This window comes from Pseudomonas sp. B21-040, from assembly GCF_024748695.1.
Taxonomy (GTDB): domain Bacteria; phylum Pseudomonadota; class Gammaproteobacteria; order Pseudomonadales; family Pseudomonadaceae; genus Aquipseudomonas.
Genome location: NZ_CP087176.1, coordinates 2,856,671 through 2,877,959, shown reverse-complemented (window position 1 = coordinate 2,877,959; position 21,289 = coordinate 2,856,671). Strand labels below are relative to the sequence as shown.

The following is a 21,289-nucleotide window of genomic DNA, read 5'->3' as shown; positions in this document are numbered from 1 at the left end:
TTTCGGTCTCTCTCTTGTGTGTAGCTCAGGCCGCAAAGGCGCCCACGCGCAGCCGGTCGTAGGCCTGCATTTCATCGACGTCAAGCGCGATGATGTAAGGTTCGACGGCTTTCTTGAAACTGCTCATCAAGCCGTTTTCATCCTTTTTCAGGTGGCAATGGCAGAACCAGTCGCTGTCGTTGCGTTGCGGGTGATCGACGCGATAGTGGTAAAGCCCCCAGCGGCTTTCAGCGCGGAACAGCGAGGCCCTTGCGGCCATTTCGGCGCAATCGCGGATCATGCTGACTTCCATGGCGCGCATCAGTTCGTGGGCGTTGTGGGCTTTGATCTGATCGAGATCGCGCTGGATATCACTGAAGCGTTGCAGGCCGATCTGCATTTTCTTGGTCACTTTCGGCGGTTGCAGGTAGTCGTTCACAAAGCGCCGCAGCTTGTACTCGACTTGCGCAGGTGGCAGACCGTGTTCGCGGTCCAGCGGTGCGTAAACCCTTTGTTTCTCCGTCTCGATTTGTTGGGCATCGACGGCTGAGAACTCGCGCCCGGCGACGAAATCCGCCGCGTTGGTGCCGGCAAACCAACCGTAAGTGAACGCACCGAGCATGTAGTTGTGCGGCACTGCCGCCATGTCACCCGCCGAGTACAACCCCTTCACCGAAGTCTCCGCCCGTTCGTTGACCCACACGCCCGACGCCGAATGCCCGCTGCAAAAACCGATCTCTGAGATGTGCATCTCGACCATCTGCGTGCGGTAGTCAGTGCCACGATTGGCATGGAACTGGCCGCGACTCGGGCGTTCGTTGCTGTGCAGGATCTCTTCGATGTTCTGGATGGTTTCCTCGGCCAGGTGATCGAGTTTGAGGAACACCGGGCCGTTGCCGCTTTCGAGTTCCTGGTGGAATTCCCACATCATCTGGCCGCTCCAGTAGTCGCACTCGATGAAGCGCTCGCCCTTGTTATTCGCGGTGTAGCCGCCCAACGGACCGGTGACGTACGCGCAGGCAGGGCCGTTGTAATCCTTGATCAGCGGGTTGATCTGGAAGCATTCCAGGTTCGCCAGTTCGGCCCCGGCGTGATACGCCATGGCGTAACCGTCGCCGGCATTGGTCGGGTTTTCGTAGGTGCCCATCAGGTAGCCCGAGGCCGGCAAACCCAGACGTCCGGCGGCGCCGCAGCACAGGATCACCGCTTTGGCCTTGATCACATGGAAGTCGGCGGTGCGGCAGTCGAACCCCATCACGCCGTTGACCGCGCCCTCTTCATCCGTCAGCAATCGGGTGCAGACCAGGCGATTGGTGATGCTCACCCGTGCGCGTTTCAACTGGCGATACAAAACCTTTTTGATGTCATGCCCTTCCGGCATCGGCAGCACGTAGGCGCCCATGTGGTGGACTTTTTTCACCGCGTAGTCGCCGGTTTCGTCCTTTTCGAACTTCACGCCCCAGCGGTCTAGCTGCTCGATGGTTTCAAAACTGTGTGTGGCATAGGCGTACACCGCCGCCTGATTGACGATGCCGTCATTGGCGATGGTGATTTCCTTGGTGTACTGCTCCGGCGTCGAGTGGCCGGGAACGATCGCGTTATTCAGGCCGTCCATGCCCATGCTGATCGCGCCGCTGCGTTTGACGTTGGCCTTGTCGATCAACAACACGCGCAGATCGCGGTTGCGCTCCTTGGCCTTGATCGCCGCCATCGGTCCTGCGGTGCCGCCGCCAATCACGACGATGTCGTATTCCTGTTCGAGGGTGCTTCTGGTTGTAGAGCTGCGCGTCATGCCTGTGCCCCTTTTTGCCGGTCGATTCGCAAGCGGTACTGGAAGGCATCGCCGCGGTAGTAAAGGTGTTCGAAGTCCACCGGCCGACCGTTTGCATCGTGGGTCAGTCGTTCGATGCGCATGATGGGCGAGCCCGGTTCGACGTTCAGTGCACGGGTCAGATCGCTGTCGGCCAAGACGGCATCAATGGCCAGGTCGGCGTGTCCGAGGGCCAGGCCGCAGTCGTTTTCGAGGATCAGGAAAATGTCGCGGGTGACCAGATCAGCCTTCTCCAGGCGTTCACCGAGGGCTCTGGGCAGGTAGGTGATTTCCAGCGAAATCGGTTCGCGGTTGATCAAACGAACCCGTTTGATCTGCGCCACGATTTCACCTTCGGCCACCTCTAAACGCTCGGCGACGAGTTTGTCGGCGGCGATGAATTTGAAGCTGCGCAGGCGGTTGATCACCTCATAGCCGCGACCGGTCATGGATTCGGCCAGGCCTTGCAGGGTGCTGACGTTCTGGAAGGTTTTCGGTTTGGCGACGAAGGTGCCTTTGCCGTGGATCTTGAAGATCAGCCCTTCCTTTTGCAGATCCCCCAGGGCCTGGCGCACGGTGATGCGGCTGACTTTGAACAACGAGCCGAGCTCGCTTTCGGAAGGCATCTGGCTGTCTTGCGGGTATTCACCGTCGAGGATGCGAGCGCGCAATATGTCCCGCAGTTGGGTGTGCAACGGGATGCTGCTCAGGGATAGAACGTTATCAGTCATGGCAGATCACTTGTTATAACGAGTTATAACGTGATCTTAGAGAGCCTGCAGGAGGGTTGAGAAATACTGTTTGAGCATAAGGTTAGATGCGTCGGACACACCCGAACCTCTGTAGCAGCTGCCGAGCACCGCGAGGCTGCGTCCGGCTGCGTAGCAGTCGTGAAATCTGATGACTCAGTGTGTCTGGCTAACCTTGCATGCAGGGTTTGCGACTGCTGCGCAGCCGGACGCAGCCTCGCGGTGCTCGGCAGCTGCTACATCGACTTGGTTCAGGTGCGCTTGAGGATCTGGTCCATCACCCAATCGGTTTTCAACGCTTCCCCGGCGACTGCCGGGTGCTGCGTGTCACCCCGAATGTGCGCGTTCATGCCCAGCACGTGGTGCCACTGGATGTGTTCGTGATGGTCGATGCTCAGGCTGAGTTGCTCATCCGCATCAAGTTGCACCGGGTGCTCATCGAACACCGAGAAACGGATCCGCCCCCGGCTGCCGATCAGCTCGACGCGATCCTCGCGCCGATCCGCCACGAAGTTCCAGCAACCCATGCCCGTCGCCCCCGAGGCAAACCGCCAACTGGCGCTGACCGCATCTTCGGCGGCATACAACCCGGCCTGTCGCGCGGTGAAACCGGCAACGTCGGTGATGTCACCGAGCAGGTACTGAAACAGGTCAAACCCGTGGCTGGCGAGGTCGGCGAAGTAGCCGCCACCGGCAACACGCGGGTCCGTGCGCCAGTTGTCCGTGCCGGCCAAATCAACCGGCGACGCTGCTTTGGTGAGTGTCCAGGTCAGGTGCCGGACCTCACCGATTCGCCCCGCATCCAGCCACTGCCGCACTTGCTGAAAGCGCGGCAACGAGCGTCGGTAGTAGGAAACGAACAGGTGCAATCCGGCGTCGGCAAAGACCTTTTGCATCTCGCGACTTTGCCCGGCATTCAGCGACATCGGTTTTTCGACGCAGCAATGTTTGCCGGCAGCGGCCACCAACAGGCTGTAGGCGTGATGACTGTCGGGCGGCGTGGCGATGTACACCGCGTCCACCTCGGGATCGTCGATCAGTGCTTGCGCGTCGGTGTACACCCGGGCGATGCCATGGCGCGTGGCGTAATCCGTCACCGCGTCCAGGCGCCGCCCCATCACCGCCATCAGCGCTGAACCGGGGGCCTTGTAAAAGGCTGGCCCGCTCTTGCGCTCGGCGACACTGCCGCAACCGATCATGCCCCAACGCACCACGTCCATCATCACGTCCCGAGGGTTAGCCGATGCGCAAGGCGCGCAGGTCCAGGCGACCGTCCTTGAGCGGCGGGCACCAGTAGTAGCCGCCCGTGATCGGGCGACTGATGCGGTACAAGCCGTCGGTGATGCCGTCTTCCAGACCGCTCATGCGCCGCAGTTGCGCTTCAAAGGCGTCGAGGGAAAAGCCAAACGCGAGGAACATCAGGCCTGCGCGATCACCTTCGATCCATGGCATTGAACGACGGACCACAAACGCCTCGGGCGCGAAGCTTTCCTGGGCGGTGCGCTTGACGTGGGCCGAGACCGGCGCGTCGTCGAGTTCTTCGTTGTCGCTCAAACGACGGCCCATGATGTTGTCTTTCTCATGGGACGGCATCGCGTGGAAGCCCTTGAGGTCATGCTGCCACTGCTGGATCGCGGCAAAGCTGCCACCGACCAGGCCCTCAGCGCCCTCGCCCAACAGGGCGGCGGCGACGGCGGCTTCATCGTGCGGGTTTTCGGTGCCGTCTTCGTAACCGGTCAGGTCGTGGCCGCTCATGTGGCGAAAGGTTTCGTTCATCTGCACCAGGCGCAAGGCCGGCGCCAGAGCGGCTTCGATGGCCTGGCTGCGATTGAGCAATTCGCCACGGTCGACGCCGTGCAGCCAGCACCACAATGCGTGTTGCGTCGACGGGTTATCGACGCCAACACCGGTCAACGCCGGAAAGGCTCGCAGGCCGTCAACCTGCGCGTGCAACGCCTTGACCAGCGATTCGCCGAAACCGACGACAGCCGATTTCCCGTCCACCAGTTGCATCAAGTTGTCGAGCGCGACTGGCAATGCTTCGGCGCATTCGAGGGCGAAGAACATATGGCGGGCTTGAGGCGGAACGGGGGTGGCGAGAATGCCCGGCTGGTAATAACTCATATGAACTCCTTGAAAAAGAGCATGGAGTTTAACCGGGGATGAGCATTTATGTGCAGTCTCGTGTAGCAGCTGACGAGCAGCGCGAGGCTGCGTTCGGCTGCGAAGCAGTCGTGAAACCAGGCAATACGGTGTGTCAGGCACACCTTGCACAGCGCAATTACGACTGCTTCGCAGCCGAACGCAGCCTCGCGCTGCTCGTCAGCTGCTACAGGGGGTCGAGTATCGGGGTTTCGTTGCGGAACGCGCTCGGGCTCATGCCCGTCCAGCGCTTGAAGGCGCGACGAAAGCTGCGCACGTCGCTGTAGCCGACTTCCTCGGTAATGCGTTCGATGGACATGTCCGGGTTGGCCAGCAGGCTCATGGTGCGGGCCTGACGTACTTGTTCCAGCAGCGTTTCGAAGGTCAGTGCGTGTTCGGTGAGGCGGCGGCGCAAGGTGCGGCTGCTCATGTTCAGGTCGCTGGCGATTTTCTCGATGTGGCTGCCCTCGGTCAGGTCCCGGGCAATCGCCCGTTCCACCGCTTGGATCAAGTCCATTTTCTGGTGCACTTGCGCCGCTTCCAGTTCGAGCAATTGCACCGCCTGACGCAGGGCCAGGGAATGGTGATTGGGCAAGTGAACATCCAGCCAATGCGCAGCGATCACCATGCGGTTTTGCAGACAACCAAAGCGCACATCCGGCCCCAGCAGGCGCGAATACTCGCCGAGATAGTCCGGCGCGGCGTGCATGAACTCCACCGCCATCGGCTTGAAATCCGCCCCGACCAGCGCCCGGCCATACACCAGCAAACTGGCGAAAAACTCCTCGACCGCAAACAGCTGCACGTCGGCGAACGGCAAGCGGCATTCGACGTCGACAAATACCCGGTCACCCGACTCCTCCACGCTCGACACGACAATGCCGCCAGAGGTGTGCTGATGCCGAATGCCCAGCTCAAAGGCATCGCGCAAGGTCTTGCACAGCGACAGCACATGCCCCAGCAACCCCAGCGTGCCGAGCACATTTTGCGCACCCACCCACAACCCCAGCCCTTGATTGGGCAAAGCCTTGAGCGCGCGTTGAATCATCGCCACGGCCTGGCGATAGGAAATCCGTTGTGCCGGGTCCTGAAGATCTTCAAAGGTGAAACCCAGCCCTCGGCACAGGTTGTCGGGGTTGACGCCCTGTTGCTGCGCGACTTCGGCCAGGGTTTGCAGGAGAAACGGCGACACCAGCGCCAGTTCAAAGGTGGGATCGATCACTTTCATTTGCATGGGGCTATACATTCCGGGTCGAGCTGCATTCTTATTTTTGTTACCGGTTATGTCGAAGGAAGTTAGCACAGGGTTCAAAGGCTGTCCGCAGAAGCCCCCCTAAATGGCCGCCAATACCCTGCCTTGTACGGCGCAGACAGCTTATTTCTATGTTGCGGCCCTCGTATGGACGCTGGACAGCCCGCTAACAATAATAATGAGTACCCCCATGATCCTGACCCGCACGACACTTCCCCTACTGGTCATTAGCCTGGCCGGCGTCTGTGCCCTTCAACCGGCACTGGCCACCGAGGCTGGCGTGGACAACATCGGCCCCGGCACCGACGGTTTTTTCATGTTGCCGCTGTCGCCCGACAGCCTTCCGGACAACATGCTGGCGTTCAACCTCTACTACAACCACTACACCTCCACGAAGCTGAACATCAGCTCACTCGGCGGCAAGGTGCCGGACGTTGATATCGAATCCACGGCGGTCATTCCGCGCCTCGATTACCTCAGCCCATTGCGGGTATTTGGCGGCCGGCTGGCGGGCTACATCGCACAGCCGTGGCTCAAGCAGGAAGTCGCGGTGTTCGGCTTGCACGACACCCGCGAGGGCATGGGCGACACCACGGTCGCGCCGATCATTCTCTGGGACATGGGCCCGAACCTGACCCTGGGCGCGGCCGTGGAAGTCACCGTGCCCACCGGCGAATACAGCGTTGATCGCCTGGCCAACACCAGCAACAACTTCTACACCTACAAACCGTTGTTCTCCTTCACTTGGCTGCCGACGGACAGAACCGAGGTGTCGATGAAGACCACGTACAGTTTCAACGGTAAAAACAAAGACACCGATTACAAGTCAGGGCAGATTTTCCACTTCGACTATTCCGCCAGTTTCAAAATCACCGACGACCTGATGCTCGGGTTGAATGGCTACTACCTCAAGCAAACCACCGACGACAAACAGTTCGGCCACACCGTGCAATTCAATGGCCAGGACGTAAACGACGGGGTACGCGGGCAGGTGTTTGCGATTGGTCCGGCGTTGCACTGGACCTTTCTTAAGTACGCCAGCGCGGAGATTCGCTGGGCCAAGGAGTTTGATGTGGAAAACCGGCCTGAAGGGGAAATGCTGTGGGCCAAAGTCAGTATCCCTTATGCGTTCTGACAACTGATCGTTCCCGCACAACTGATCGTTCCCACGCTCTGCGTGGGTATGCAGCCCGGGACGCTCTGCGTCCCAACCAAGCGGACGCGGAGCGTCCATTGAGGCATTCCCACGCAGAGCGTGGGAACGATCAGTTATACGGAGAAATCTTCAGGAATACACAGGCCAGGTGTCGACGATCCGACCACCCCGCACCGCCAGCAAATCCCCAAACTGCAACAACACCGACTCCGTCTGGGTCGGGCGCAAAAACACCTGATCCTCAACCCCAAGCCCCACCGCTGCCGAACCATTGACCATTTCCTGATTCGAGCTGCGGCCATACACCCCGTTACTCTGCAACCCCGAGGGCGACTCGAACTCCGCCATCCAGTTGCCTCCATAGATAAAAAAAGTCTCGCGCTGATTAGTGTCCCACCAGGAAAACAGCCTGGACTTGTCATCCAGCGCCGGAATCTCCACCGCCCCGGTGCTTTTCAACACGGGCGTGGCGATGTACGCCGCAGGCACATGCTCCACCAGTGACGGCAGGTCATAGTGAGTGGGCTTGAGCATCGCCGTGCCCACCGACACTTCAGTGCTGAGCTGTTCGTGTTCATGCATGCGATAGCTCGGGCTGCCGGCCGTATTGAGGGTCAGCCCGCCGTGCCACAAACCGGGGTATTGCTGACGGGTGAAGTCGACGCAGCGGTTGTAAATCACCATCACCTTGGCAAACAGTTCTTCGGGCGAGCCCAGAATCCCCGGCACGCCCATGCCCACGAACGGGTCGTAGCCCATGAACCCGGCAAACTCCAGGTGCTGCGGGTTCTGGCTTATCAGCGTCAGCATCTGCCCGAGTACCCCCACATCGCTGACACCACCGCGATGCAGCCCGACATCCAGCTCGATGTTCACCCGCAATCGCGTACCCAAGCCTTGGGCCAGCGCCAGGTATTGCTGCAAGCGTTCCGGCGTATCGAGCAACCACTGCAATTGCTTCGCCGGGTCGAAAGGCCCCTTGTGCGACTGATAAAACAGCTGGGCCGAACGCGCCGGCAGCGGCTTGCCCAACAGAATGTCGGCCTCGGGAAACTGCACCGCGTCATGGTTGAGAAACGGTTGATGAAACGACATCAAGCGTTGCGTGCCGGCGCGCTTGGCGATGTAGGCCAGCAGCCCCGGCGCCGGCAGTGACTTTTCCACCAGTCGCAGGTGCTTGCCACCACGTTTGACCGACAGCATCACCGCATCGATGTTGTGATCGAGTCGGTCAAGGTCGATCAACATCACCGGGCGCATGGGCCCGTGATCCTTGAGTTCGGTGTTCAGCGCACGGAAATAATCACTGTACGGCGCGCCCCGATCACCCGGCCGCAACCAGGTGCCGACACCTGCCAACAACACGCCGACACCGGCGGCTCCCATCAAAAAATGACGCCGATTGACTGCCATCAGTTCACCCCCAGAATCGATGACAAATGCGCATTGAGGAATTTGCCGCTCGGGTCCAGCGCCTGCCGGACATGAATAAAGTCCTGCCAGCGCGGATACAGCGGCTGCAGGGTTTTCGCGTTGAGGGTGTGCAACTTGCCCCAGTGCGGCCGGCCGTTGTACTTCCAGAAAATCGGTTCGACGGCGGCAAAGAAATTGTGATGATCCATCTGGTAATGCTGATGGACCGAAATCGAGCAACTGTCGCGTCCCTCGAACATGCTCAAGGGAATGTCGTCGGCTTTGACGTAGCGGTACTCAATCGGAAACCAGGTGCGCAGGTCTTTGTCCTGAATCAGCTTGAGAATCTCGCGCAGGCACGCCGGGCCGTGTTCGGCCGGCACCGAATATTCCATTTCGTTGAAACGCACCGTGCGCACGTTGGCGTAGATGTCGAACGAGTCGCCTACCCGGTCATCGAAACTGGCGAGGTGACGCAGGTTATTGAGCATCGTGCGGCGCAGGTCCGGGAAGTCGCTGCCGTACTTGTCGATCTTCTCGATCAAGGTCACGAACTCGTTGCCGCCCTCCTCATCCGCCGGGATCGGCGGTGTGGCCGGGTCGGTGGTTTCGTTCAGGGCGATCGACAAGGCGTAGTCGGAATGGGTCACGACAAGCATTTCCCAGTGCTGGTTTTCCCGGGTGTTTTTGTCGAGGTCTTCCAGCAACTCTTCGGTCTTGGCGATCCATTGGCGCTCCCTTAACCGATACGCCGGGCGGTTTTGCAGGCGAATTTTCGTGGCCACCCCAAGCGCGCCGAGCGACACCCGCGCAGCGCTGAACACCTCTGGATGACGCGTGCTGTCGCAGTCCAGAACCTCGCCCGTGGCGGTCACCAATTGCAGGCCACAGACGTGGGCTGAATAGGATTGAAAGTTCTTGCCGGTGCCGTGGGTCGAGGTGGAGATCGCGCCCGCGAGGGTCTGGTAATCGATGTCAGCCATGTTTTGCAGGGCCTGGCCGATGTCTTTGAGCGGTGTGCCCATGCGCGACATCGGGGTGCCGGCGGCGAACTCGGCTTGCAGCGTTTTCGCGTCGTGATCGAGCAAACCGGTGAAATAACTCAGCGACAGCAAGGTGCCGTCGGTGGGCACCAAGGCGCTGAACGAATGCGCCGAACCCACCGGGCGAATCTTGCCGGGCGCCTGGCGCACCACTTGCGTCAGCTCATCCAGATTCTTTGGCGCCAACCGCGCCGCCGGCAGGCAACTCTGGCCCCCCGACCAGTTGCGCCAGGGAATCAGCCGCGGCGCGCGCAGCAGTTCGGCCAGCGCAGGCGTTGAGCCGAGCGCAGTGAAAGCGCCAATGACGCTCGCCCGTTGCAACAACTGACGCCGTGTCAGGTCCATCGTCATGAATCGCACCCTGCCGTTCTTATTGTTGGATTTGCTGGCCGGACATAAAGGCAATCAGCGCCAGGAACTGTTCTTGCGAACACTGCATGCACATCCCCATCGGCGGCATGCCGTTGAAGCCGTTGATCGCGTGATCGAGCAGCGTGTCGGCGCCTTGCAAGACTCGCGGTTCCCAGGCTTTCGTGTCGCCGGTCAGCGGCGCCCCGGCCGCCGGGTTGGCGTGGCACAGCTTGCAGCTGTTGTCGTAGACCTGCGCCAGCTCGGCGTCGGCGGGCCTGGCGGTGGCCGCTTCGCTGCGGGTTGTCGGGTTTTTCGGCTCTTCGCCACACCCCGCAAGCAACGCCGCGAAGACGCCCCCCACCAAGGCAAAACAAAGGCTAGGCTTTTCAGTGAATCGGCTTGCCCGCATGGCGGTCCTCTCATGGGGTGCCCGGACAGCCGGGTGCACCTTTTTTATTGTGATCAAGCACAGGTCAACACTAAGGCACCCCGCGTGGGCGGGTTGAGGGCATTGGGGGCCAACAAAGGGGGCTTCTGAGGCCATGACCGAACACGTTGGTAAATTCGCGGTTAATCACGCTGTGCGGCAAAACGCTGAGATGAGTCATGACAAGCGAGGCCGAGGTCTGCTAAAACGATTCATCACTGCATCACCCAATCCAGAGGGGGTAGCGACATGACCACAGCCAACATTCTCGACAACCTGTTCCCGAGCCACGCCGACATCCCGGAAAAGTACCGGCTAGACGGCCAGACCGAGCAACGTGAGTACCTGGTCGATGGCGAACTGAGAACCTGGAACGGGCCGCTAGCCCAGGTCCGCAGCCCGGTGTACCTGAGTGGCGCCAATGGCGACGAGCAAGTGATCCTCGGCAGCACGCCGTTGCTTGACGCCGACACCGCGCTGGTCGCCCTGGACGCCGCCGTCCGTGCGTATGACCGTGGTCAAGGCCTGTGGCCGACCATGCGTGTGGCCGAGCGCATCCAGCACGTCGAAGCCTTTTTAGGACGCATGCGCCAACAGCGTGACGCGGTGGTCAAGTTGCTGATGTGGGAGATCGGCAAGAACCTCAAGGACTCGGAAAAAGAGTTCGACCGCACCTGCGACTACATTGTCGACACCATCAGTGCACTCAAGGAACTCGACCGCCGCTCCAGCCGTTTTGAACTGGAACAGGACACCCTCGGCCAGATCCGCCGCGTCCCGCTCGGCGTTGCACTGTGCATGGGCCCTTACAACTACCCGCTCAATGAAACCTTCACCACGCTGATTCCGGCGCTGATCATGGGCAATACCGTGGTGTTCAAACCGGCTAAGCTTGGCGTGTTGCTGATTCGTCCGCTGCTGGAAGCGTTCCGCGACAGCTTCCCGGCCGGCGTGATCAACGTGATCTACGGCAGCGGCCGCGAGACTGTCAGCGCCCTGATGGCCAGCGGCAAGATCGACATATTTGCCTTCATCGGCACCAACAAGGCCGCCAGCGACCTGAAAAAGCTCCACCCCAAACCACACCGTTTGCGTGCGGCGCTGGGCCTCGACGCGAAAAACCCTGGCATCGTCTTGCCGGAGGTCGATCTGGACAACGCGGTGAGCGAAGCGGTGACCGGCTCGCTGTCGTTCAACGGTCAGCGCTGCACCGCGCTGAAAATTCTCTTTGTGCATGAGGACGTGGTCGAGGCGTTCATCGAAAAATTCAACGCCAAACTCGCCAGCCTCAAACCCGGCATGCCGTGGGACAGCGGCGTGGCGCTGACGCCGTTGCCGGAGTCGGGCAAAGTCGATTACCTGCATTCGCTGGTGGCGGACGCCGAAAGCAAAGGGGCCAACGTGGTCAACCCCAATGGCGGTCAAGCCCGCGCGTCGTTCTTCTACCCGGCGGTGCTGTACCCGGTGACGACGCAAATGCGTGTCTATCAGGAAGAACAGTTCGGCCCGGTCATCCCGATTGTGCCGTACCGTCATCTGGACACCGTCATCGATTACGTCCTGGAGTCAGACTTCGGCCAGCAACTGAGTATTTTCGGCACTAACCCGGTTGCGGTTGGTCGGCTGGTGGACACGTTCGCCAACCAGGTCGGGCGCATCAACCTCAACGCGCAATGCCAGCGCGGCCCGGACACCTTCCCGTTCAACGGCCGCAAGAACTCCGCCGAAGGCACGCTGTCGGTGCATGATGCGTTGCGGGTATTTTCGATCCGCACGCTGGTGGCCACCAAGTTCCAGGAAACCAACAAAGACTTGATCAGCGAGATCATCAGCGGACGGAGTTCGAGTTTCCTGACCACCGATTACATTTTCTGAGGACACCGAGCCTGAGTACGTTCAGCCATCGACTGCCACCGCTGTTGCGCCGACTGCTACGGCCGTTGCTGGACCCGTATCGGCGCTATCGCCACGCCAGACTGATCCATGCAGTGCGGGTATCGCTCGGGTTGCTGGCGACGATTTTGCTGACCACCGGCATCCATCTGCCCCACGGCGAATGGGCGTCGGTGACGATGCTGGTGGTGATCGGGGGTTTGCAGCATCACGGCAACATCGGAAAAAAAGCCGCCGAGCGGGCCATTGGTACCTTGATCGGGGCGGGCGTCGGCCTGGTGCTGGTCGCGCAACAGGCCTGGCTCGGGATGCCCTGGCTGACCTATTTTGCAATGTCAGTGGTGTGCGGATTTTTTTCGTATCACGCTATCGGCAAGGGCGGTTACACGGCGTTGCTGGCGGCGATCACGGTATTTATCGTCGCGGGGCACGGTGACAACCCAGTCACGGATGGCCTGTGGCGCGGGGTCGACATTCTGATCGGCATCGCCCTGGCGCTGGCGTTTTCCTTCGCGCTGCCGCTGTATGCGGTATTTTCCTGGCGCTACAACCTGGCCGATGCCCTGCGCGATTGCGCGACGATCTACGGGCGCATCATCAATGGCCAATCGGTCAGCGATGACGAACACCTCAAACTCATGGGTCGCCTGAACTCGGTGATGGTGCAATTGCGTTCGCTGATGCCGTCGGTGTCCAAGGAAGTGAAGATTTCCATGACTGAACTGGACGCTATTCAGCGCAACTTGCGGATGTGTGTCAGTACCCTGGAAATCCTCGGCAACACCCGACCGGATGCCAGCGAACCGAATGCGGTGGCGCAGTTGCAATCGGCGATGACCGAGGAACATCGGCACATTCGCGTGCAACTGATCGGCATGGCGCGGGCCTTGAAAACCGGCGCGTCCCAACGTCTGAGTCGCCCCGTCGACCTGCCAACTGCGTCAAGTCTTGAGGCACCGGTTTACAGCCCGTTGGACGGTTACCGTTTGTTGACCCGCCAGTTCGCCGCCAACATCGGCGAGATGCGCCAGCGCCTGGCAAAAACGGCCCCGCGCTGGAACATCTGACACCTACTGCGCCGCCAACTTACGCTGTTTGAAGCCCCAGCCCTGCTGCATTCCGGCGGCGGCCAGCAGAATCGCCACCACGCCAACCCATTGCAGCGGCTCCAGGCGATGGCCGAAGGCAAACCAGTCGACAAAAATCGCTGCAATCGGGTAGATGAACGACAACGCCCCGGTCAGTGCGGTCGGCAGTTTTTGGATCGCGCCGTACAACAGCACATACATCACGCCGGTGTGAACGATGCCCAGCGTCACCAGGCTCGCCCAGGCAGCAGGCGCTTGCGGCAGCGCTGAAAAGTGCGCGAACGGTGCCAGCAACAGCACACCAGTGCAGACCTGGATCAACGCGATCAGATGCGGCGGCGTACCGGTCAGGCGTTTGATGATCAGCGCGGCAATCGCGTAAAGGAAGGCCGCGCCCAATGCCAGGCCGATCCCCATCAGGTAATCATTGCCGTCCTCGCCCGACCCGCCATGAGCACTGACAATCGCCAGCATCCCGAGAAACGAAATGCCCAGCCAGAACAGTTTCTGCAGGGTGATTTTTTCATTGAGGAACAACGCGGCCAGGCCCACCAACATGAACGGCTGAACGTTGTACACCGCCGTACCAATGGCAATCGAGGCGCGCGAATACGAGGCAAACAACAGCACCCAGTTGCCGACGATCGCTACGCCACTGAGCACGGCCAACAGGAACGTGGTGCGGGTCAGAATGCCGGGGCGCAGGAAGCCGAAAGCCGCGCAAATCAGCAGCAAGGTGCCGGCGCCAAACAGGCAACGCCAGAACACCACGTCCAGCACCGGTTGCCCGGACACCAGCACGAACCAGCCGATGGTCCCGGAGATCAGCATGGCGGCGCTCATCTCGAATGAGCCGCGACGTATTGTTTTGTCCATCATCAGACTCCTGTGTTTGAGCGCAAAGTATGCCAATCCATCCGTGGGCTTCTCCAGCGCAAAAAACAGGCTAGACTCGGTTTCTGCCTTTTTTATCAAGGCGTTTTTGTTTAATTGCCTTACGAGGGTTGCCATGACCGACGACATCGACCAAGTGCTGATCACGGCATTGATGGAGGACTCCCGGCGCTCACTCAAGGCCTTGGCGAACATCAGCGGCCTGTCCTCGCCCAGCGTCGCGGAGCGTCTGCGCCGCCTTGAAGAACGGGGTGTGCTCAAAGGCTACACCGTTGAAATCGACCCGAAATGCTTCGGTTATCAACTCCAGGCCATCGTGCGGATTCGCCCGCTGCCGGGACAGTTGCAAGAGGTGGAGCGGCAAATTCAGGCCATTCCAGAGTTCACCGAGTGCGACAAAGTCACCGGCGACGACTGCTTCATCGCGCGCCTGCACGTGCGCTCGATGGAACAACTGGACACCCTGCTCGACCGCCTCAACACCCACGCCGAAACCAACACGGCGATCGTCAAGAAAACCCCGGTGAAACGCCGGTTGCCACCGATGGCCTGAGTGAAGTTTGCGCCCGACTGGCGTAGATTGGGGTTTTCCGGCGAAGGATTGGCGGCATGAAAATTCAGGCAACGCTACTGGCAGCGCTAATGCTGGCGGGGTGCGGCACGATTCAATCGGCCTTGCGCGGTGACGAAGTGGCGGCAAACAGTCTCAAGGAACAGAAGAGCTATTGCGGCGCCATTCCGCGGATCTACAGCGGTGTCAGCTATGATTTTTGCAGTTTGAATGCGCCGCTGAAAAAGGGGCTGGATGCACAAGATCACACCGATGCTCCAGCCATTGTGTTGATCGACGTGGTCATGTCCGGCGCGCTCGACACCTTGCTACTGCCCTACACCATCTACCGCCAACAGACCGATGGCAGCATTATCATTGCCGAGTAGCCCTGAATTTCAGGCAATAAAAAACCCGCCTAAGCGGGTTTTTTACTCAAGGCCTTCGATCAATCATCGCGGCTCATGATGCCGAACAGCTGCAACAAGCTGATGAACAGGTTGTAGATCGATACATACAGGCTGATGGTCGCCATGATGTAGTTACGCTCGCCGCCATGAATGATAGCGCTGGTCTGGAACAGAATGCAGACCGAGGAGAACAGCACGAAACCTGCGCTGATCGCCAATTGCAGGCCGCTGATCTGGAAGAAGAAGCTCGCCAGCGTCGCACCCAGCAGTACGAAGAAGCCTGCCGTGATGAAACCGCCCAGGAAGCTCATGTCCTTGCGGGTAATCAGCACGTAGGCCGACAGACCACCAAACACCAGCGCCGTCATCGCGAACGCCGAACTGACCACTTCAGCGCCGCCCTGCATTCCCAGGTAACGGTTGAGGATCGGGCCAAGCAGGAAACCCATGAACCCTGTCAGGGCAAAGGCAGAAACCAGGCCCCAGGCCGAATCACGGAGTTTGTTAGTGAGGAAGAAAAGGCCATAGAAACCGATCAGCACCACGAAAACGTTCGGGTAACCGACACGCATCTGCTGAGCGACAAACGCCATCACGCCGCTGAATGCGAGGGTGAGAGCGAGCAAGCCGTATGTGTTGCGCAGGACGCGGCTAACCTCTAGCTGCTCAGCCTGCACGCTGTTATTAACTGCGTAATCCTGTTCGCGCATGGCGACACTCCTGTTGGTTTGAAACGTTCAGTCGCAAAGATCATAACAGACGCTCTGTAACAAGCTACGTAGAGAGTTTGACAGTGTGTTTCATTCAGGTATTATGGCGCCCGCAACGCAAACGGAGGTGTGGCCGAGTGGTTTAAGGCAACGGTCTTGAAAACCGTCGACTGTAACAGGTCCATGAGTTCGAATCCCATCGCCTCCGCCATATTTGTACCGATAAAGCCCTGATTATTCAGGGCTTTGTCGTTTCTGGGGTTTGGTGCAACCCATAACCGCACACGTTTCATTGCAATGGCGAAAAGGCCGCGGGCAGATAAATCGTCGAGCGCATGTCACGCAGTTGCGGACCAGAATTCTCGGGTGGCCAGACACCGTCCTCCACGGCTTGAGTCCGCACTTGCAGGCGCTGTTCCAGGGTTGACCATGGCCAGATGTGCAGGTAGCGCGGCAAGGCACCGTCGGTGGCATAAAACGCCGCATACACTGGCGAATACTGCTCGGCCGTACGCGGTTCCACGGCCTTTATCCAGCCATCGAGTGTCGGTTGAAGCCCGGAACTGACCAGGTCATACACGCGCACTTCGTAATACGGCCCGTGTTTTCCGGCGCTCAGGGGATTGAGGAACGGGAACAAGCTGTAGTTTTCGATTCGCAGGTCGGTGATATAGGCGTTGATACCGAATGCTTCGCCTTCCAACAGGAAGCGCTCGCGCTCCGCTTGCCGAAGACTTTCGTCGGCATAGCCGCGCAGCACGGCAATTTGATTCAGTTGGCCGATTTCCGACGCCCAACACCCCATCAGCGTGCCGCCCACCCCGGGCTTGGCCAGCGCGGCCTCAATGCAACCCAGCGCATCTGCAACGGTTCGCACACGCACCGTAAAAGTAATCAGTTCAAACAATCGCATGACGTGCTCCGCTCATTCATTGCCATTAGCCTAACCCGGAGCCTCCAAGGCGAATATTGAGCCGAACCCCTTGGGGTACGGCGATCACCTTAGTGTTCTAGGTAGTTTCTTTATGGCAACAGTCAGCGGACAAGCCTCACGCAGCAAGTACGCCCATCACTCGATGCGGCGTACTTGCCTGGCACTCAATGCGGCGCGCGCGGGATTGTCTTGAGCAGGTCTTCGGGACTGATGTAACCAACGACCGGTTCCGCGACACTGCCCGGCAGTGGCAGGTCAAGGATGTGGCCCTTGATCTTGCCGATGACGTGCATTTCGCAAGGTTTGCAGTCGAACTTCAGCGTCAGCACCTCGTCACCGTGCACCAGTTGCATTGGCGCAACCTTGGTGCGCACACCCGTGACGCCTTTGGCTTGCTTGGGGCACAGATTGAAGGAGAAACGCAGGCAGTGCTTGGTGATCATCACCGGCACTTCCCCGGTTTCTTCATGGGCCTCAAACGCTGCGTCGATCAACTTGACGCCATGGCGGTGATAGAAGTCCCGGGCCTTCTGGTTGTAGACGTTGGCCAGGAAGGACAAGTGCGACTCCGGATACACCGGCGGCGGAGTGGTTTCGGCCTTGCGATGACCTCTCGGGTGCGCAAGCAGACGGGCCACGGTCAACGCCTCAATCACTTCGCGGCGCAAGGCCTTGAGTTGCGAGTTGGGAATGAAGAACGCCTCGGGTGCAATCAACTCGATGGCGGTGGCGTGATAGTCAGTGGTGCCCAGTTGACCGAGCAGATCGCGCAGTTGCTCCAATGCCTGTTCCGGTTTGTTGGCCAGACCGAACGGACCGTCCAGCGACAAGCTGGCGCTGACACCCTCCTCGCTCGTGGCGGTCAGTTGCAGGCGCTGCGCATCAAGACGCGCAACCCAACTCAAACCGATACGACGCTCGGCAGAGGTCTTCTGCAAGGCTTGCTGCCAGTTATGGTCAAGGTTGCGGCTCAGTGGATGGTTGGGGCGTAACTTGAACATCCCATCCGGCATCTCGTTGGGTTCGACACGGTAGCGATAGCGCTTCTGGCCCTCTTCGAGGAACTCACCCTTAGGCTCGGCGATGTTGGCGCGAAAGCCCACCACCTCGCGCTTGATCTGCACATTGAGGCCGTCGCCATTGGACAGCGGCTCAAAGGTCACCACCTGCAAATCACGCTTGCCCACCTTCTCCACCACGCCCACCGACAAGCCAGTGAAGGTCGGTGAATCGAAGGCGCCGATGTCGATCTTGCGCTCACTGACGAAGTAGTCGGTGCTGCCACGGTGGAAAGTCTTGTCCGGGTCGGGCACGAAGAAGTGTGCGGTGCGGCCGCTGGATGCCCGAGCCAGGTCCGGACGATCTTCAAGCACGTCGTCCAGACGCTGACGGTAATAGGCTGTGATGTTCTTCACATACCCCATGTCCTTGTAGCGCCCTTCGATCTTGAACGAGCGAACACCGGCTTCGACCAACGCACGGATGTTGGCGCTCTGATTGTTGTCTTTCATCGAGAGCAAGTGTTTTTCGTAGGCGACGACGCGGCCCTGGTCATCTTTGAGGGTATAAGGCAAACGACAGGCCTGGGAGCAGTCGCCACGGTTGGCGCTACGACCGTTCTGTGCGTGGGAAATATTGCACTGCCCGGAGAACGCCACACACAACGCGCCGTGAATGAAGAATTCGATCGCCGCATCGGTCTCGTCGGCGATGGCGCGAATCTCTTGCAAGTTCAGCTCGCGGGCCAGCACCAGTTGAGAGAAGCCAGCCTGGTCCAGGAACTTTGCCCGTGCCAGTGTCCGAATGTCGGTCTGGGTACTGGCGTGCAGTTCGATCGGCGGGATATCCAGCTCCATCACGCCCAGATCCTGAACGATCAACGCGTCGACGCCCGCATCGTACAACTGGTGGATCAGCATGCGCGCCGGCTCCAGTTCGTTGTCATGCAGGATCGTGTTGATCGTGGTGAACACGCGGGCGTGGTAGCGACGGGCGAACTCCACGAGTTGGGCAATATCGCTGACTTCGTTGCAGGCGTTATGGCGAGCGCCGAAGCTCGGGCCACCGATGTACACGGCGTCGGCACCATGCAGGATGGCCTCGCGAGCAATGTTCACGTCACGGGCGGGGCTGAGCAGTTCCAGGTGATGCTTGGGCAGAGACATATTTTTTATCTGGTTTGTCACGGTCGAGGTGCGCATTGTAGCGGCCAAAAGCTGGATGGGCACGCGTCAAGGGTTTCGGTGCTGACAGGCAGTTGTCAGCTGTTGTTCACGAGCGCCCTGGCCACAGAGGTTGGCCGAGCAAGACCAGCCTGCCCGCGGGGCCTCATGCGCCCTACCCCGACATGCCCAACGTACCGAACCTGCACGACATCACCCCAAACTATGTGGATGCTGATCGGGAATTCATCAAAAACAGGCACGATGATCCCAAGGCAATCAAAATGAGTTTCGATTACGAAGGGTTGCTCATCGGATTCCCGCAACGTCGCTTGATTTAGTGGCAAGTAGCCGCTACTTCTTAAAGTACTGAAACGCTACTACGACAGGGGAAAGCCGATGCCTAGATTCGTTGTTGTTCCCTCAATACCAAAGGAAACAGGATCAGCACGCAGCGGATCACGCTTCTATTGCACCACCGCTCCTATAGATTTCGACATCTACGACAACGAAGGTAAGTGCAGGCTAAAAATCTGCTATCCGACCCGGATGGAAGCCAACGCAGAATGCGAACGGCTGAACGCTGAACTCATTGAAACCCTGCAGGCTGAATATTCGAGGGTCAGCTCGTCATGGTCTTCGACGGCATGATCGGGAGACCTGTCGCAGGCATCGGATGCGTTCGATACCAGTGGTGGCCCCGTCTGCGCTAAAAAACCCACTTCAAGAGAACATGAGAAGCGATCCAGGGAGATGCCGCGGCTACCCCCCATGCAATCAGTGCAGAGACGGACAAGTACGCTGCAAAAAACTTGATGATTGCTGGCCTTCCCATTGCACCTCCCTCCTATAACCGCTCAGAAGCTGCATTTTTTGACTCAGTTGAATGCTCGCGGTTCCATGCCGTATGTCGTGGGGCTTACATCGCCGTCCTGACGCGTTCTGGATCCAAATCAGACCCACCACGACGCAATGCCCGTCAGTTCGGCGCCTCCTCAGTCTGCGCTAAGTTTCGTTGCGTACCTTCTCCCCTGCGCACTTTCAGCGCTGCTCAGGAGAGGCTATCCACATGAATTCCGCCACAGCCGGTTGGCTCAATAAAGTGCCCGAGGTGACGCTGTCGTTTTGGGTGATCAAGATTTTGTCCACGACCGTGGGTGAAACCGGCGCGGACTTTCTTGCCGTGGACGCCGGTTTCGGCGCCGGCTGGACCAGCATCGGCATGGCGACATTGCTGGCGATTGCGCTGTTCTGGCAAATGCGCACCAAAGCCTATACGCCATGGATCTACTGGCTCACCGTGGTGCTGGTGAGCATCGTCGGTACGCAGATTACCGACATTCTGACCGACATCCTGGACGTCAGCCTCTACACCAGCACAGCGGTGTTTTCCGTATTGCTGGCGGTCAATTTTCTGGTCTGGTACCGGATCGAGCGCAGCCTGTCGATTCGTGAAATTGTCACGCCACGGCGGGAGTTGTTTTATTGGGCGACGGTGCTCTGCACGTTTGCCCTGGGGACGGCGGCCGGCGACCTGGCCACTGAAGCCCTGGGCCTGGGTTTCACCCTCGGCATCGTCATCTTCGGTGCGCTGATCGCTGCCACACTGGCAGCCTGGCGCATGGGCGGCAATGTGGTGCTGACCTTCTGGATTGCCTACATCCTGACCCGCCCTTTCGGCGCCTCCCTGGGCGACTTGCTGACGCAATCCAAAACCTATGGCGGCCTCGGCATGGGGGCTACCTGGACCAGTGCGATCTTCCTGAGCGTCATCCTCCTGCTGGTGGTTGCCGCCCAGATCAGCGTCGGCACGCGTAAATCAGTGACTCAGTAACGTTTAAACGCCAATCAAGGAATCTTCATGCGCCACTTTCAAACCCTTATTCGTCACGCCGCGATCGTCTCGTCCATCTGCCTGCTGAGCCTGGCCAGCGGTTGCTCCAAACCTGCTGACAAACCCAATACAGGCGCCGCTTCCAGTTCGATGAGCAGCACAAGCCAGTCAGGCACCCAACTGGGTGACCTGTCAGAGTTTCGTAACATCGCCGCCGACGTGACCGCCCTTGTCGACAAAAATGACCTGCCTGGGGCCAAAGCCCGGATCAAGGACCTGGAAACGTCCTGGGATTCTGCCGAGGCCGGCATCAAGCCTCGGGCCGCCAGCGATTGGCATGTCGTGGATAAAGCCATTGACCATGCACTCGACGCCTTGCGCGCCAGCAGCCCGAAACAGGCTGAATGCAAAGCCACAATGGATGATTTAATGAAGGCCTTCGACTCGATGAAAGGCAAGGCCTGACCGGGCCCGCTAGCCGCAGTCATCCGG

General features: G+C 59.5%; 19 protein-coding genes and 1 tRNA gene. 8 read left to right on the top strand and 12 right to left on the bottom strand.

The window, feature by feature from the left end:
• Positions 1-25: 25 nt before the first annotated feature.
• The 5 genes from LOY55_RS13390 to LOY55_RS13370 all read right to left on the bottom strand — a co-directional run bounded on the left by LOY55_RS13390 (position 26) and on the right by LOY55_RS13370 (position 5,914).
• Entirely contained in the window at positions 26-1,771 is a 1,746-nt protein-coding gene (locus LOY55_RS13390; RefSeq protein WP_258668038.1) for a fumarate reductase/succinate dehydrogenase flavoprotein subunit, read from the bottom strand.
• Positions 1,768-2,520: a GntR family transcriptional regulator gene (locus LOY55_RS13385; RefSeq protein WP_109784689.1), complete on the bottom strand. Its 753-nt coding sequence runs from the start codon at positions 2,518-2,520 to the stop codon at positions 1,768-1,770. The genes LOY55_RS13390 and LOY55_RS13385 overlap by 4 nt, the downstream gene beginning before the upstream one ends.
• 269 nt (positions 2,521-2,789) lie before the next feature.
• The gene (locus tag LOY55_RS13380; protein ID WP_077430260.1) at positions 2,790-3,758 is read right to left on the bottom strand and encodes a Gfo/Idh/MocA family protein; all 969 of its coding nucleotides are present in this window, start codon (positions 3,756-3,758) and stop codon (positions 2,790-2,792) included.
• Positions 3,759-3,774: 16 nt separating this feature from the next.
• Positions 3,775-4,662, bottom strand: coding sequence for a Dyp-type peroxidase (locus tag LOY55_RS13375; protein WP_046027496.1), 888 nt, complete (start codon positions 4,660-4,662; stop codon positions 3,775-3,777).
• A gap of 205 nt (positions 4,663-4,867) precedes the next feature.
• Complete coding sequence (locus LOY55_RS13370; RefSeq protein ID WP_258668037.1) at positions 4,868-5,914, bottom strand: AraC family transcriptional regulator; 1,047 nt, start codon at positions 5,912-5,914, stop codon at positions 4,868-4,870.
• A 208-nt stretch (positions 5,915-6,122) separates the two neighbouring features.
• Between LOY55_RS13370 and LOY55_RS13365 the strand changes: the two genes are divergently transcribed.
• The gene (locus LOY55_RS13365) at positions 6,123-7,067 is read left to right on the top strand and encodes a transporter (RefSeq protein ID WP_046027499.1); all 945 of its coding nucleotides are present in this window, start codon (positions 6,123-6,125) and stop codon (positions 7,065-7,067) included.
• 150 nt (positions 7,068-7,217) lie between these two features.
• On the opposite strand, the gene LOY55_RS13360 is transcribed toward LOY55_RS13365, so the two are convergent.
• From LOY55_RS13360 to LOY55_RS13350, 3 genes are all read right to left on the bottom strand, one after another.
• Complete coding sequence (locus LOY55_RS13360; RefSeq protein WP_258668312.1) at positions 7,218-8,426, bottom strand: DSD1 family PLP-dependent enzyme; 1,209 nt, start codon at positions 8,424-8,426, stop codon at positions 7,218-7,220.
• Between the two features lie 74 nt (positions 8,427-8,500).
• Positions 8,501-9,895 (bottom strand): D-arabinono-1,4-lactone oxidase, encoded by a 1,395-nt coding sequence (locus tag LOY55_RS13355; protein WP_408980980.1) that lies wholly within the window; start codon positions 9,893-9,895, stop codon positions 8,501-8,503.
• Positions 9,896-9,914: 19 nt separating this feature from the next.
• Positions 9,915-10,304, bottom strand: coding sequence for a cytochrome c5 family protein (locus LOY55_RS13350; protein ID WP_046027503.1), 390 nt, complete (start codon positions 10,302-10,304; stop codon positions 9,915-9,917).
• A 267-nt stretch (positions 10,305-10,571) separates the two neighbouring features.
• On the opposite strand from LOY55_RS13350, the gene LOY55_RS13345 reads away from it, so the two are divergent.
• Positions 10,572-12,197 (top strand): NADP-dependent glyceraldehyde-3-phosphate dehydrogenase, encoded by a 1,626-nt coding sequence (locus tag LOY55_RS13345; RefSeq protein ID WP_258668036.1) that lies wholly within the window; start codon positions 10,572-10,574, stop codon positions 12,195-12,197.
• A 41-nt stretch (positions 12,198-12,238) separates the two neighbouring features.
• Complete coding sequence (locus tag LOY55_RS13340) at positions 12,239-13,282, top strand: FUSC family protein (RefSeq protein ID WP_077430264.1); 1,044 nt, start codon at positions 12,239-12,241, stop codon at positions 13,280-13,282.
• 3 nt (positions 13,283-13,285) lie between these two features.
• On the opposite strand, the gene LOY55_RS13335 is transcribed toward LOY55_RS13340, so the two are convergent.
• Positions 13,286-14,179, bottom strand: coding sequence for a DMT family transporter (locus LOY55_RS13335; protein WP_077430265.1), 894 nt, complete (start codon positions 14,177-14,179; stop codon positions 13,286-13,288).
• Between the two features lie 133 nt (positions 14,180-14,312).
• On the opposite strand from LOY55_RS13335, the gene LOY55_RS13330 reads away from it, so the two are divergent.
• Entirely contained in the window at positions 14,313-14,750 is a 438-nt protein-coding gene (locus LOY55_RS13330) for an Lrp/AsnC family transcriptional regulator (RefSeq protein ID WP_046027511.1), read from the top strand.
• A 56-nt stretch (positions 14,751-14,806) separates the two neighbouring features.
• Positions 14,807-15,136: a YceK/YidQ family lipoprotein gene (locus LOY55_RS13325; protein ID WP_109784682.1), complete on the top strand. Its 330-nt coding sequence runs from the start codon at positions 14,807-14,809 to the stop codon at positions 15,134-15,136.
• A 59-nt stretch (positions 15,137-15,195) separates the two neighbouring features.
• Here LOY55_RS13325 and LOY55_RS13320 read toward each other — a convergent pair whose 3' ends face one another.
• Positions 15,196-15,867, bottom strand: a complete 672-nt coding sequence (locus LOY55_RS13320; protein ID WP_027923729.1) for a Bax inhibitor-1/YccA family protein — start codon at positions 15,865-15,867, stop codon at positions 15,196-15,198.
• Between the two features lie 123 nt (positions 15,868-15,990).
• Here LOY55_RS13320 and LOY55_RS13315 point away from each other — a divergent pair.
• Positions 15,991-16,078, top strand: a tRNA-Ser gene (locus tag LOY55_RS13315).
• A gap of 78 nt (positions 16,079-16,156) precedes the next feature.
• On the opposite strand, the gene LOY55_RS13310 is transcribed toward LOY55_RS13315, so the two are convergent.
• Positions 16,157-16,780, bottom strand: coding sequence for an NIPSNAP family protein (locus LOY55_RS13310; RefSeq protein WP_223524701.1), 624 nt, complete (start codon positions 16,778-16,780; stop codon positions 16,157-16,159).
• Positions 16,781-16,965: 185 nt separating this feature from the next.
• Positions 16,966-18,966 (bottom strand): U32 family peptidase, encoded by a 2,001-nt coding sequence (locus LOY55_RS13305; RefSeq protein ID WP_258668035.1) that lies wholly within the window; start codon positions 18,964-18,966, stop codon positions 16,966-16,968.
• A gap of 1,066 nt (positions 18,967-20,032) precedes the next feature.
• Here LOY55_RS13305 and LOY55_RS13295 point away from each other — a divergent pair.
• Both LOY55_RS13295 and LOY55_RS13290 read left to right on the top strand, forming a co-directional pair.
• Positions 20,033-20,797 (top strand): membrane protein, encoded by a 765-nt coding sequence (locus LOY55_RS13295; RefSeq protein ID WP_046027516.1) that lies wholly within the window; start codon positions 20,033-20,035, stop codon positions 20,795-20,797.
• Between the two features lie 27 nt (positions 20,798-20,824).
• Positions 20,825-21,262, top strand: a complete 438-nt coding sequence (locus LOY55_RS13290; protein WP_109784670.1) for a hypothetical protein — start codon at positions 20,825-20,827, stop codon at positions 21,260-21,262.
• Positions 21,263-21,289: the final 27 nt, after the last annotated feature.